12 protein-coding genes, 2 tRNA genes and 1 riboswitch are annotated in these 13,736 nt (G+C 50.6%); of the genes, 1 reads left to right on the top strand and 13 read right to left on the bottom strand.

The features are described from left to right. Positions 1–124 precede the first annotated feature (124 nt). From AC3WRW_RS16095 to yyaC, 8 genes are all read right to left on the bottom strand, one after another. Complete coding sequence (locus AC3WRW_RS16095; protein WP_492547317.1) at positions 125–589, bottom strand: helix-turn-helix transcriptional regulator; 465 nt, start codon at positions 587–589, stop codon at positions 125–127. Further along, positions 586–2,601, bottom strand: a complete 2,016-nt coding sequence (locus AC3WRW_RS16090; protein ID WP_492547316.1) for a helix-turn-helix domain-containing protein — start codon at positions 2,599–2,601, stop codon at positions 586–588. The genes AC3WRW_RS16095 and AC3WRW_RS16090 overlap by 4 nt, the downstream gene beginning before the upstream one ends. 145 nt (positions 2,602–2,746) lie before the next feature. Next, positions 2,747–3,184 (bottom strand): rhodanese-like domain-containing protein, encoded by a 438-nt coding sequence (locus tag AC3WRW_RS16085; protein WP_492547315.1) that lies wholly within the window; start codon positions 3,182–3,184, stop codon positions 2,747–2,749. Positions 3,185–3,288: 104 nt separating this feature from the next. Then, positions 3,289–4,176, bottom strand: coding sequence for a LysR family transcriptional regulator (locus AC3WRW_RS16080; protein ID WP_492547314.1), 888 nt, complete (start codon positions 4,174–4,176; stop codon positions 3,289–3,291). A 211-nt stretch (positions 4,177–4,387) separates the two neighbouring features. Further along, positions 4,388–4,837 (bottom strand): hypothetical protein, encoded by a 450-nt coding sequence (locus AC3WRW_RS16075; protein ID WP_492547313.1) that lies wholly within the window; start codon positions 4,835–4,837, stop codon positions 4,388–4,390. Between the two features lie 58 nt (positions 4,838–4,895). Next, entirely contained in the window at positions 4,896–5,876 is a 981-nt protein-coding gene (locus tag AC3WRW_RS16070) for a phosphotransferase enzyme family protein (protein ID WP_492547312.1), read from the bottom strand. A gap of 857 nt (positions 5,877–6,733) precedes the next feature. Then, on the bottom strand, positions 6,734–8,482 hold the full coding sequence (locus AC3WRW_RS16065) for an ABC transporter ATP-binding protein (protein WP_492547311.1): 1,749 nt from the start codon (positions 8,480–8,482) through the stop codon (positions 6,734–6,736). Positions 8,483–8,571: 89 nt separating this feature from the next. Beyond that, the gene (yyaC, locus tag AC3WRW_RS16060; protein ID WP_492547310.1) at positions 8,572–9,105 is read right to left on the bottom strand and encodes a spore protease YyaC; all 534 of its coding nucleotides are present in this window, start codon (positions 9,103–9,105) and stop codon (positions 8,572–8,574) included. Positions 9,106–9,202: 97 nt separating this feature from the next. On the opposite strand from yyaC, the gene AC3WRW_RS16055 reads away from it, so the two are divergent. Beyond that, positions 9,203–10,381: a glycosyltransferase family 2 protein gene (locus AC3WRW_RS16055; RefSeq protein WP_492547309.1), complete on the top strand. Its 1,179-nt coding sequence runs from the start codon at positions 9,203–9,205 to the stop codon at positions 10,379–10,381. Between the two features lie 89 nt (positions 10,382–10,470). Here AC3WRW_RS16055 and AC3WRW_RS16050 read toward each other — a convergent pair whose 3' ends face one another. The 5 genes from AC3WRW_RS16050 to AC3WRW_RS16030 all read right to left on the bottom strand — a co-directional run bounded on the left by AC3WRW_RS16050 (position 10,471) and on the right by AC3WRW_RS16030 (position 13,735). Next, positions 10,471–11,130, bottom strand: a complete 660-nt coding sequence (locus tag AC3WRW_RS16050; RefSeq protein WP_492547308.1) for a hypothetical protein — start codon at positions 11,128–11,130, stop codon at positions 10,471–10,473. 168 nt (positions 11,131–11,298) lie between these two features. After that, positions 11,299–12,129: a C40 family peptidase gene (locus AC3WRW_RS16045; protein ID WP_492547307.1), complete on the bottom strand. Its 831-nt coding sequence runs from the start codon at positions 12,127–12,129 to the stop codon at positions 11,299–11,301. 61 nt (positions 12,130–12,190) lie between these two features. Beyond that, positions 12,191–12,341, bottom strand: a riboswitch (cyclic di-AMP (ydaO/yuaA leader). A gap of 142 nt (positions 12,342–12,483) precedes the next feature. Next, the gene (locus AC3WRW_RS16040) at positions 12,484–13,413 is read right to left on the bottom strand and encodes an aldo/keto reductase (protein WP_492547306.1); all 930 of its coding nucleotides are present in this window, start codon (positions 13,411–13,413) and stop codon (positions 12,484–12,486) included. A 171-nt stretch (positions 13,414–13,584) separates the two neighbouring features. Beyond that, a tRNA-Gly gene (locus AC3WRW_RS16035) sits at positions 13,585–13,655 on the bottom strand. A gap of 6 nt (positions 13,656–13,661) precedes the next feature. After that, positions 13,662–13,735 (bottom strand) — tRNA-Pro (locus AC3WRW_RS16030). Position 13,736: the final 1 nt, after the last annotated feature.

The following is a 13,736-nucleotide window of genomic DNA, read 5'->3' as shown; positions in this document are numbered from 1 at the left end:
TTATTGCTTCACTCCTTCAGATCTTGTTTATTTTTAATTGATATTGATAATCATTATCAATTAACTTGTTTTTAGAATACCAAACAAGACTGAACCAAGTAAATTCTCCAATCAGATAATATCGCTACTCCGATTGAAGCATGACCTTTTCATCATTGCCCCCCTTTTGCAGCATTTGTTTCACCGTATATATAAAATCTGCGCCCGAAACGTCGATGTCCAGCGCCTTTTTCATGTTCTGAATATGTTTCTTGACCGTATTTACGCTCACATAAAGCTCATCCGCTATTCGTTTAATCGAATAATGGTTGCACAGCATCTCGGCGATTTGCCGCTGCCTCTCGCTCAAGCTGTCCATTTTCCCGGCTTGCAAGTCGTCCCCATCGTTCTCAACGCCGTCTGCCACCTGCAAAGAAAGCCGATCATCCGGATCGGCCTCCCCATATTCAATCGTAACTTTCACCGCTTCCTTCATTTTCAGCCGCATCACCTGGTCAACGACAATTTGATGCAGATCGACCAGCTTCGCGCGCGCCAGTTCATCCCCGGCACTGGAATCGATGGTCAGTCGCACTTTCGTTATGGTCATGTTCTCTCTCTCCATCCCGTATTTTCTCCGAGCAACGCTTCCGCTATTTCATCCGCGATGAGATCGATGGCGATAGGGCCATAGTATCCGATCCACATCGTTGTGCTACATGTATATACTTGGTTGGCTTGTACGGCTCGCAGACCTTTCCATACCTCGGATTGTTGAAACTCCCCCGTCAATGCCTGATTGGAATCGTCCGTTAGAACAAATAAGCGATCGACGTGCTGCAGAGCTTCAAGCGAAATCCACTTGCTGGACTTCCCCGTATCCTTTGCGCAATCAGGAGCTTGCATCCCCAAATCGCCGTACAAAATATCCGCTGTGCGATGCGAAGTCGTGTGCAGCCGAATTTGATTGTCACGCGGCCTGATTAAGGCAACGGTTTCGCCAGCCAAACTTCCTGCCAACGCAGTCTGCAGTTTCGCAATCTTGTGATGATACGATTCCAGTACGCCCGGCACCTCTTTTTCCTCGCTCGTAATCTGTCCAAACGTCTGAAGCGTCGAACGCCAATCGGCATTCCGGTCCAGCAGCAGCGTTGGCGCAATTCGAACAAGATCGTCATACAGGTGCGCCTGGAACTCCGTACAAACGATAAGTTCAGGCTCAGCCATCCTAATCGCCTCAAGATCGGGCTTCTCCTTGGTCCCCACTACTTGGATGTCACCCAGCTTATGAGAGATATAGCCCGGAAATTCCGAAACATCCGTAGTCGCAATAACACTGCCGACAGGTTGTTTGCCAAGCGCCAAAAGCTGGTCGATGTATTGCATATCCAGCACAACGATTTTCTCAGGCGCTTTGTCCAGCACCAGCTCGCCTTTCAGATGTTTGATCGTTCGGACCTTCTGCAGAGCACCGGCGGCACTCGATTCGGACAACTCTGCTAGACCTGCCTGAGATTGCATCAAAGCTATATTCGGATGCGCCGCGTTTCCGCCCGCCTGAGCGCTAGCGGCTGAAGGACCTGAGCATACGCTAAGCAGCAAGGCAAGCGTCAGCATGAAGCCGACAGCTATAGAAGATTTTGGACTTGTGTAGGCATATGCTGCCATCCCTTCGTTCCTATCGTAATAATGATATTCATCCTCACCTAACCCACTATACTTTTGCAATTTACTGGGAACAATGGGTAATTGCGACATAAGCCATGGATTTTGGCGACGGAAATCGCTCTGACCGGACTGCTCTCTAAACCGCCCCGGCGACACGCCGACATGCTTTTTGAATATCCGGCTAAAATAGTAGCTATCCGTATACCCAATATCCTCTGCGATTTCGGAAAGCGGTACGTCCGTATGCTGCAGAAGCGATTTCGCCTTCCCGAGCCGTACCTGCATCAAATACTCCATCGGCCCCATGCTTACCTTCGCCTTGAATAACCGCTGCAGCTGCCGCGCATTGCAATCCAACAGATCTGCCAATCCCTGCAGTGTAATCTGTTCGGCGTAACGCTCCTGCATATAACGGATCGCTTGGCCGACCGGCTCCGGACCTGTCATCTCGCTGCCCTGCTCCCGCAGTTGCTGCAGCATTTCATAAACAAACTGGTGAAATAGTGCTTTGACATGAAACTTTTCCAGCGCCCCTAGCTGCATCCACTGATGGTGCATCCCTTCCAGCTTTCCAAACAACGAAAGCGGATGCTGCGGCATAAATCCGAATTGCAGTTTAAAAGGATTGCTTTTCTCCTGCAACCGGAGCAAATCTTTTCTTGCCGGCAGCGCCAGAGAGGCTCTATAGAACACCATAAAATACTCAAACGTTTCCAAGACATTGACGATATCAAGAAAAGTGCCTTTGCCCGCATGAGAGACATGGCATTTCTCCACCGTATACACGATGTCATCGAGCATCACCTGAGCCCGCCCCCGCGTGGCATACAAAAACACGCTCGCCGGAAGCTGATACGCCAATACGTTTTCGCCCGGCTGCATAATCGTACGGCGAACGTCCAGCACTTTCAGTGCCGCATGATTCCACAGCAAAATTTGCTCCTGAAAAGACAATTTCGTTCACCTCCTGGTATTTGTTGGGTGTTTTCCTATTAAAATTATTATATTGATAGTGAGAATCAATATCAATCGTTCTGTTAAACTTTTTCCTAATAAAAAAAGACCGCCCCTCGGCAGTCCTCTTTCCACCCGTATGCGATTATCCGACTAATGGAGCCGCTTGCCCCAACGTACCTTCTACCTCGTTCCCTTCCTTGCGCCAGTACTCAATACCGCCAATCATTTCTTTCACTTGAAAACCAAGCCCGGAAAGGCGGGCAGCGCCCTTCGTGCCGCCATTGCATGCCGGTCCCCAGCAATAAACGACAATCACTTGCTCTTTGGGAAAAGCAGCCGTCGTAATCTCGTCGATTTGGTTAGAAGGCAGATTGATCGCTCCCGGGATGTGGCACTCGGCATACGCCTTACTGCTCCTCACGTCGATCAATAGGAAATCGTCCACCCCATGCTGCATATCGTAACGCACATCCGCTACATCCGTTTCTACCGATAATTTGTTCATAAAATGGCGATGCACAGCTTCCGGCGAAGCAGCAGGCGTTTCCAACACCAGCGAGTATACATTTTGGTTATTCATAATACCGCCTCCATTTGCGTGTTATTTTCAAGCTCTGAATGACTTGAAATGACTATAACACAGTCTCAAACCATGGAGTTATCGATAGAATTTGATAGCATACTTCATTCATTTTGATAATTGGATGCGCCGAGAACGTCTAGAAAGCCGAGGAACGCTTTGGACTGCCACTTTTTCTTCGAATAAATGAGCTGCGTATAGAACTTAAAATCCGGATGAACAAGCGGAACGGCGATGATCCGCCCCTTCTCTACATCTTCAGCCACTACAATGCGCGGCAATAAGGCAATGCCAAGTCCGTACATGACGCACTGCTTGATCGCTTCTAAGTTGCCAAACTCGTAAGACAAGGAATAAGGAATTTGATTGCTTTTGAGCGTCCTGAGCAGCATGGCGCGGTACGTGCAGCCCTCTTCCGTTAAGATGAACGATTCTTTCTCCAGATCCCCAATCTGCACTTCGTGCGCAGCGGCAAGTCTGTGGGCAGGGCTAGCGATAATGACCAGTTCTTCCTCTCTCAATATGCTGCAATGAAGCTCCGGATCTGAAAATGGGGGATCTAAAATGAAACCGACATCCAACGCCCCCTCTTTTACAGCTTCAATAATGAAGGGTTCGTTACCCGGTTGGATCATGACATTGATGTCCGGAAAATGCTGCCGGTACACCTGAAGACGTGGAGGGAGAAAGAAGGCGGCTAAAGTTTCAATCGTGCCAATCGAAAGGATGCCTCTGGACTGCCGGGAAACGACCTCCTTGGACTCCTCGTGAAGCCTGTGGATGTCGTTTGCATATTGTAAAAGCGCTTCTCCTGCCAGCGTCAACTTCATGCTTTTTCCGAACCGCTCTACGAGAACGGCACCATAGGATTCCTCCAACTTTTGAATCTGGGTCGTGATGCTCGATTGAGCATAGCCAAGCACTTCAGCGGCGCGCGTGTAGCTTCCCCATTTCGCTACTTCACGAAACGTTTTTAAATACGTTAATTCCAACGCGAATCACCTTTTTTATAAAAGAATATTAACTCTATAGTACCATACCCGGAACGCAAGGATAAACGACTTCGTCGTCCTCGGACGAACGCGTTTGTCAAGGTAGATGCGAAGCAAAAGTATAAAACTTATACTTTCCAAGCTACAAAAAAAGCCACCGAACTTCGGCAGCCTCTCTGTTACAGTCACTAACGCCTGTGGGACCGGTCCGCTAATTTGGCATAGCCAAGTTTAGTTGACGGCTGTATAACCCATTCGACTTTAAAAACCGTTTAACATCATGCTTGAAAGTTACGGCGACCACTTCATTTCCCTGCGTAAAAATTAAAAGCTTTGGGGTATATGAAGCCGACTGCCCGACAAATAAAACCACTTGCGTAACGGTTCCTGTTACCCATGGATTACTGACTTTCAAAGGAGGAGCAAGCTCAACCTTAATAGCTATCCCGCTAGCAGGCTCGATATGTAAAGAACCTACAGGACCGGTAACGGAAGCCAGCCACTTCCCCACTTCACTTTGCAAACTTGCCGAATGGATAATCGTCTTTATGACTTCACCCTTCCCAATATCAAACGCCTCAGCCCCGTCAGCGGCATAAACCGGATGATAACCGGCGGTCAACATAATGATGACAATCCAGATGTTCAGCAAAATTTTCAATATCCTACCCTCTCATCGACATTCCTATTTCCATTTATCATGTCCAAATCAGGTGATATTACGAAATGTGAGAAAAAATTTCCGGAAGCCGGTCCCACTGCTCGGTAAGCCACGCCAACTCCTGCAAAAACCGCGCGGGGACGCCGGTTTCTTCATAAATCTCTGTGCGTAGCCACCAAACGGATTCGATCAGATACAGCATGTGAACAGCCCTCAGAAGAGTTCCTTGGGGTGCGGCGGCATGTTCCCGGTATCCGTTTAAGAAACAATCGGCGGCATCCGGTCGAATCCGCTTCTTATCCCATGCGCCGGACAAAACCGCACGAGCGATATCGATTTCCGGATAGGCGACATCCATTCGGTCGAAATCGACGATCGCCGCTGCCCCATTTTCACGCAGCAGCAAATTATCCGCCCACAGATCCCAGTGAAGCCAGCCGCGCGGACTCTCTGCAAACACATCAAAATCTAGCGACTGAACATTCTTGATCGCCTTTTCCAGCAGGCCTGTGAGGGGCATGTTCCCAGCAGTCGCCGCTTGTTCGAGGTTAGCTTGCAGTTCCCTCAAGCATGCCTTCTGATCCGGTTGCCAAGCGTGCCGGCCTAGAGGAACATCCCGAAGCAGCTGGTGCATTCGGCCTGTCGTTCGGCCTAGCTCGTACATGTGGGAGTTGTCGATGCTGCCGGGCTCAGGAACGCTTCCCTCCACCCAATCCATCATCGCATATCGATGGCCTCCCTGCGACTCCTGAATAAACCGCCCCTCCAGGGCGTACACCTCCGGACAGGACAGGCCGGACTTAAACAATCGCTGCTGCAGATACAGGGTTTGCTCGATCTTTGCTCTTTTTTCCGTGACATGGAGCTTATATCGATCCGGATGATAAAACTTAACAAAAACAGAGCCGCCGCCTGTCATTAGCCGCCATTTTACATTCAGCCAGCCCTTATGAAGCTGCTGAGCATCCGTTACCTCCATGTCAAACTTGGCATGGATATCGCTTACGATTTCCTCCAGCACACGGTTGTTCTCTACCATCGGTTTGGCTCCTTGTCCTTTTATCCGTCGTTTGGGAATACTATTTATTTGGCGATTTTGTCGGGAACTCCTCCATGACTCCACAACGGGAATTCCTAGAATATTCCACAGTCTAAGGAGAGACCCGCTCCTCCACACGCGTACCTCTAGCCGCAATAACGACGCAGCACGTGCATACCTGCAGCTGGCTAACTACCTAGCACGCGTATTCCTGTAACCGCATAAATGACGCAAAAAGTTGGAGCTCCCCATGGCATCCTCAAACCACTCGGGGCGTTTGGGGCGATTTGGGGAACTACAGGGCTCTATTTCCACGAAAATCGGCCTATTTCCCACTCTGAACGGAACTACAGGGCTTTATTTGCCACCGTTCACCCTCATTTCCGCCAAGAACGGCAAAATAGAGGACCGTAGTTCCCCCACCACCAGCCATATCCCGGGTTTTCGTCGAATAGCGGAACACAGTTCCCTCTACCTAGCACACGTACTCCTATAGCTGCAATAAAGACGCCGTCTACCTTGTACACGCTCTCGTCTAACTGCATTACCGACACGCCTACCCAGCACACGCACTCCTATAGCTGCAATAATGAAGCCATCTACCTTGTACACGCTCTCGTCTAACTGCATTACCGACACGCCTGCCTAGCACGCGCACTCCTATAGCTGCAATAATAAAGCCATCTACCTTGTACACGCTCTCGTCTAACTGCATTGCCGACACGCCTACCCAGCACACGCACTCCTACAGCTGCAATAAAGCAGCCTCTACCCAGCACGCACATTCCTGCAGCCGCAACAATGGCGCAAAAAAAGGCGCCCCCGAAAGGTCTTCTCGGACCTTCCAGGGACACCCCCTACGCCTCGTCATTCGCCTTGGCGAACTGCGTGCTGTACAGCCGTGCGTACAGCCCGTCAAGTTCGAGCAGCTCGCGGTGCGTGCCCCGCTCCACGACGCTGCCCGCTTCGATCACCAGAATGTGATCGGCGGCCAGCACCGTGGAGAGCCGGTGCGCGATCACGAGCGTCGTGCGCCCTTGCATCAGCTCCTCGAGCGCCGCCTGCACATAGGACTCGGATTCCGAGTCCAAGTGCGAGGTCGCCTCATCGAGGATGAGGATGCGCGGGCGCTTCAGGATCGCGCGGGCAATCGCGATCCGCTGGCGCTCGCCGCCGGAGAGCCGGTGCCCGCGCTCGCCGACCATCGTGTCGTACCCTTCGGGCAGCGACACGATAAAATCATGGATGTAGGCCTGGCGGCATGCGGCCTCCATCTCCTCACGCGTAGCGTCCTCCCGCGCAAAGCGAAGGTTGTCGCCAATCGTCGCGTGGAACAGAAACGATTCCTGCGTCACGTACGCGATTTGCGAGCGCAGGGAGGCAAGCCCGACGTCGCGGACGTTCACGCCGTCGACCTCGACGCTTCCCCCCGTCGGGTCGTACAGCCGCGCGATCATGCCGATCAGCGTCGATTTGCCCGCGCCGCTCGGCCCGACGAGCGCAATCATTTCGCCCGGCTGCGCCTCGAACGTCACGTCCCGCAGCGCGTACTGCCCTGGCTTATAAGCAAAGGAAACCTGCTTATAAGCCACACGTCCCGCGACCTGGGGCAGCGGCCGCGCTCCGGGAGCATCCATCACATCAGGCACCATGTCCTGATATTCAAAAATCCGCTGAAACACGCCCAGCGCAGTCCCCACCTCAACCTGCAGGTTCAGCAGCGTGCCTACCGGCATATACAGACGCCCCAGATAAGCGGAGAAAGCGACGATCGCCCCCAGCGACATCGTGCCCGAAATGACCGAATAACCGCCATATAAATAAATGATGGCCGTCCCTAACGGCCCGAGTGTGCTCGTCGCCATGCCGAACCAACGTCCGACCAGATTGAGCCGCAGCTCCAGATCCATCACTTTCTGGTTCATCGCCTTGAACTCGGCCTCCTGATGCCGCTCCCTGCCAAAAATACGCGTCAGCAAAGCGCCTGAGATGCCGAAGTTCTCGTTCAGCTGCGAAGTAATATCCGACCGCACCTTTTGCGTTTCGATGCGGAGCGCCTTGCGCAGCTTGGAAACTTTTTTGACCGGCAACATAAATAGCGGAAGAATCAGCACAGAGATAATGGCCAGCTTCCAATCGAGGGCAAACAAAATGCCGATCGTTGTCGCAACAATGACCATCTGGGTAATGGACGAAACCACCAGCGAGGTGACAACCCCTTGAACGGCCTGCACATCCCCGGTAATCCGCTGAACGATCTCACCCGATCTGGCATCCGTGAAGAATGCCATCGATTGACGCTGCAAATTTTGAAACAACGACAAACCCAAATCCCTGATCACGCCTTGGGTTACTTTCGTATTGAGATGATTTTGCCATACCCCCAGCACACCGCTCAGAAGCGGAAGCAGCAGCATGAGCAGCGCCATCCCGGCGAGCAGCTTCATACTTCCTTGCGGAATCGCTTTATCGATAATTTCCTTCATCACCAAAGGAGGGATGAGTCCGAGCACAGCCGCAAGCAGCGCCAGCCCGATAATACCTAGCAGTTGTCCCCAGTAGCCCTTGAACAATGTCAGAATTCTTTTGACCGATACATCCTTCAACTTCGCTTTAGGCCGATCCCTGTCGGATAGACGTCCCATTCCGCCTGGTCCCATTTCCACCACTCCATTCTGCTGCAAAAGCTGTCTGTCTATTCAAGGGGAAAAGCATGCGAAATCGCTTTCGCCACTTCATCCGCCATGTTCATAACCCTGTAAAGCGATGTAGTTTGCAGAACATTGTATTGTCTGGGGCCATCCACGTTGACAATTGCGGCAATCGTATAATCGCCGACATGAGGCAAATCCTTGCCGACCGACTTTCCTGGAGCCAGAGGCTGATTCGACACTTGATACATGCCGACAGACAGCTTTTGACCTAAGCAAGCATCGATCGCGATAACGACACTGCCCTGCGGAATTTCCTGCAGCCTCGCCGTAATATTACTGGCATCGCAAGGTGCTTCCAGCGTCCCTATAACATGAGGATACCCAAGTTCAGCAAGTTTGCTTCCTACTAACGGACCCAATGCATCGCCTGTCGACCGGTCTGTCCCGATACATACGAAAGCGAGCGCATTCGGCTCCATCCCAGACGTGCGACCAATGGCTTCAAGAAACAGGGCCAATTGCCCGCCATTCATTTTTTTCCAAAATCGCTCCGGTGTACTGCGCGGCTCCTCCATCTATCATTACCTCCCACAAGCTTCTGTAAAATTTCCCCCTACTAAGGATGAATGATATAATGCGATCAACTTCTATTCTTCCACAAGGAGGTATCGTGTGTCCACTCTCGGTATCATCGCTATTCTGACGCTCCTTTATTGGCTGTATGCCGCTGTTGACGTGCAAAAAGGACTGCGTGCCCTGCGAACCCTGCCTGCATCCGCCAAATATCCGGACAAGCCTCCGCTTGTCTCTGTCATTATCGCTGCCAAAGAAGAAGAAGGCACAATCCGTGAAACCGTCCGGCATCTTCTTTCGCAAAATTACCCGCGCCTCGAAATCATCGCCGTGAACGACCGCTCCCGGGATGCTACCGGTGTCCGGCTGGAGGAGCTGCGCAAATGGTCCGAGGGCAAAAATGATATGCCTATCAAGCTGCAAATCATTCACATCACCACCCTCCCGGAAGGCTGGCTTGGCAAAAATCATGCGCTATATCAAGGCTATCTGCAAGCCAGGGGGCAGTATTTGCTGTTTACGGATGCGGATATCCTTTTTGCCCCGGGCACGATAACCGATGCTGTCACTTATATGAAGGATAATGACGTACACCATCTCACGCTGACTCCGAATATGACGGCGAGAGGCCCACTCCTCAAAGGTTTCGTTCATTTCTTTCTGTTCTCATTTTCATTATTTGTGCGTCCTTGGCGTGCCAATGTCGACAATTCCCGGGGACCGGGCATCGGAATCGGAGCCTTTAATATGGTGAGCAGGAATGCTTATGAAGCGATTGGTACGCATCGGGCGATCGCGTTAAGACCTGACGATGATTTGCAACTGGGCGTTTGCCTTAAAAGATCCGGCTTCCGGCAGCGGGTGCTCTCCGCCAAACATTTGCTCCAGGTCGAATGGTACCGTTCGCTTCAAGAGGCCGTAATCGGACTGGAGAAAAACCTTTTTTCCGGCTTCCGTTACAGCTACGCCTTCGCCCTGCTCGCTTGTATAGGACAGCTTGGCTTGTTCATTTTCCCGTGGTTCGGTCTCCTTCTCCTCTGGGATTGGCGCGGATCGGTCTATGCGGTTGCTGTTATGATGCAAATCTGGCTCTACCGCAGGCTGATGTCCCGCCTCATGAGCATGAAAGGGGATAAAGCCTATCTGCTGCCTGTCAGCGCTTCGCTGCTGGTCTACACCATTGCTCGTTCGGTGTGGCTTACTTGGAAGCAAGGCGGGATTTACTGGAGAGGAACCTTCTATTCTCTTCGCGAACTAAAAAGAAATACCCGGCGCTAACCTATAGCGCTTAAGCACCCTAACGCCAAATAAGCGTTACTCGACAGAGCAAAGCTTACCTTCACGGCTTGTGGCGAGATTCTTGTTCTCTAGTGAACACGGTTCATTCGAACAACCCGATAATACAAATGGCTGCTTGCCTCTTGCTCCACTTCCAAATATCCCTCGGCATGCACATAATCACCCGTTATAAAGGTGGAGGCATCTGCGGAACTGGAGTGCGTCAGGAAGAGGAGAGCGGCTTTTTCATTGCCTACGACAAAACCCGTTTGTTCTCTGATCTGAAATTTATCCAGGATAGTGCCATGATGGGACCTTGCGATATGATGAAACTTCCAAGACTGGCCTTCTTTGATTAGAAAATAAAGCACGCGATTTCTATGATTGTTGCTGAATTCCCGCGTAACGCCAATCATACAGATCTTCTCGCCCAGGCTTAAATATTCATCGATGACATAGGATTTCAACCGCAATCGCAGCACATTTTTATGTTGGATATAGGATTCCATCTCTTCAATGGTGCTTTGATCCCCCGGATCTTGCTTCGTTGCGTAAAATACTTCTTTTATAAACGTATCCGTTTGCAAGCTTCTAGCGCCTTTGAAATGATTGTAAGTGCGGAAAAATTGCTGAATGACTTCCCGGACTTCCTCTGGCATCGCAGGACCTTTATCCACGGTATACATGCTATCTGCTTTATTCGAATGTCTCTTTTTATAAAACCAGCTCTTCCAGACGCTTAATTGCATGTGCTCGTGTTCACCTGCTCTTTCTTTCTTCCAAGCATTTCTTCATTATAGGCTAAAAAACATAAAATTTCGATAAAAATCGCATGACTCCGCGGACGAAAAAAAACACTCGCCTTCTATGCCCCTCATTCGAATGACATTGAAAACAAGTGTTCGATAATCCTATTCTTACAAAACTCTCTTCGCTCCGACATATCTCGCTCTCCAATAAGAGCTCGAAAGACTGTCTACAGCCACGCCTCTGGATGTAGTCGCTGATATGAATTGATCATTGCCGAGATAAATACCCACGTGATTAACCGTTTTTGAAGCAAAAAAAACTAGGTCCCCGATCTTCAAATCCGTCACTCTTGTGCCTGCTTCATCATGCATTTCCACTGACGTACGAGGCAGGTCGATCCCTTTCGCTTGGTACACGAACCGCACAAAACCGGAGCAATCAAATCCGTTCGGCGTTGTCCCTCCCCATACATAAGGCACGCCCATATAAGCGTTTGCCGTTTGGATAATTTGCTCCGTCACAGACGGAACAACAGGGGCAGGAGCGGCTTTGGGTGCCGGCGGCGGTGCGATCCAGGCAGGCTTGTGCGACCTCCCGTCCACATCCACAATCGCGATCTGGTTAGCTTCATTCCATTCAATCGGCGAACCGAAGGTTTCCGTGATGAAACGCAGCGGCACATATGTATTCCCCTGGTACACGGTTGGACTGCTTTCCATACTGATTTTCTTGCTGTTTACAACCGCTTGCTGCTGATCTGTAACGAGTAAGATCGACTGCTGCTTATTGATCAGCGTGACCTCAATCTCATTCTCCAGCTTCTTCCAGCTCACCTGATAACCCAGCTTCTCGGACAGAACTCGAAGCGGCACCTGCATGATGCCCTTGTCATCAATGTACGGCTGCACTTCCGGAAACTGCAGCAGATCGTCATTGACCTGAACCTTGACAGAACGGTCCGTAGGTGCGGCAGCCTGGGCGTCATGTGCTGTAAACATAGGAACTGCGGCGCAAAGAATTGCGCATGAACAAATAAGACGTGAAGAAAAAGATTTCAAAACCTTGCCTCCTTGACGCCTCCGAGGTTAGTTGACGGGTTCGGGAAGAGGTTTTCCCTAGTACGCTCGCATTAGCGGCGCTCATTCACCCCAAGTAAAGAAGTCCCCCGTACCGGAGCTTTTGCTGCTCCAAGATTCGGCATTTTTTGTCTATGTTAGACTAGCATAGTTTATTTACTAGATACAACTTTTGCGCCGTAGTAAGTTTTTCCAGTCAACCTTTTTTTACTGGCGCTGCTGCGATATTTTCCCACAAGGATAAACGAGTTCGTCGTCCTTTCAGGAGTTCAGCCGTTAGTAGCCAATCACAGACAGCACTTGATCGCTGACCGTGTTCAAAGTTTCCAGCTCTGAAGAAGATAATGATAGTGATGCCGCTTGGATATTGTTTTCAAGATGATGTTCATCCTGCGTGCCTATAATCGCTGAAGTAAGCGCCTCCTGGTGAAGCAGCCACGCAATGGCGATTTGTGTAACGTTGGTCTCCTTGGCATCCGCTATTTCTTTCATTACCGCCAAAAGTTCCTTCTCCGCCTGCAGATGCTCTGTTAGGAAGAGCCTTCTCTCCTTGCGGAAGTCTCCGTCTTTCAGCGTCTTGCCATGAAGGTGGAAAGCCCCCGTCAGAATCCCTTTCGCAATCGAACTATAACTCATTATGCCAATGTTATGCTCCCGGCAAAAAGGCACAATCTCTTGCTCGATCGCTCTGTGCAGCAAGCTGTATTCCGGCTGAATTACATCGATTTGCGCATAGCTCACAGCCTCCTTCAGCTGTTCCAAAGAGAAATTGGATACGCCGATTGCCCGAATCAAGCCTTCCTGTTTCAGCTTTACGAATTCGGAAAGTGTTTCCTGCACCGGGATTTCAAAGCTTGGCCAGTGAATGTAATAAATATCTATGTAATCTGTATTTAAACGTTTCAAACTGTCTTCTGCCGATCTCCGCACATCCTGAGGACTTAGATTGCTTCGACTCACCTTCGTCGTGATGATACATTGCTTACGGATATCTGCCAAAGCGGCTCCGACAATTTCTTCGGAATGTCCATTCCCGTAGCCTTCAGCCGTATCGAACGTTGTGATGCCAAGCTCGAAGGCTTTGCGAATGAGCTCGATGTTGTTTTGATCGTTCGTAAACTCCCACGGCCCTCCACCCAGCTCCCAGCAGCCAAATGTCATCGTCGAGATGTCGAATCCGGCATTTCCAAGCTTTTTCGTCTTCATAGTGACCAGCCTCATTTCATTGATATTGTCTCATCGGTATGCACACGTTAACAAATTAAAGTATACCGCTTTCATCTTGGTTTGCCAAGAGATGAGGGGGCTACGGCCCTCTCCCCTCCCCTCCGCAGCACAAAGAAAAAGCCACCCGAAGGTGGCTCTTTCTTGTTGTGAAGCGGGTGATGGGAATCGAACCCACGCTACCAGCTTGGAAGGCTGAAGTTCTACCATTGAACTACACCCGCGTGTTATCGGGACGACACGATTTGAACATGCGACCCCCTGCTCCCAAAGCAGGTGCTCTACCAAGCTGAGCTACGTCCCGA

The sequence above is a fragment of the Paenibacillus sp. FW126-R14 genome, from assembly GCF_058789495.1.
Note: the sequence above shows the minus strand (reverse complement) of the source record. Positions and strands in the feature narration are given on the sequence as shown.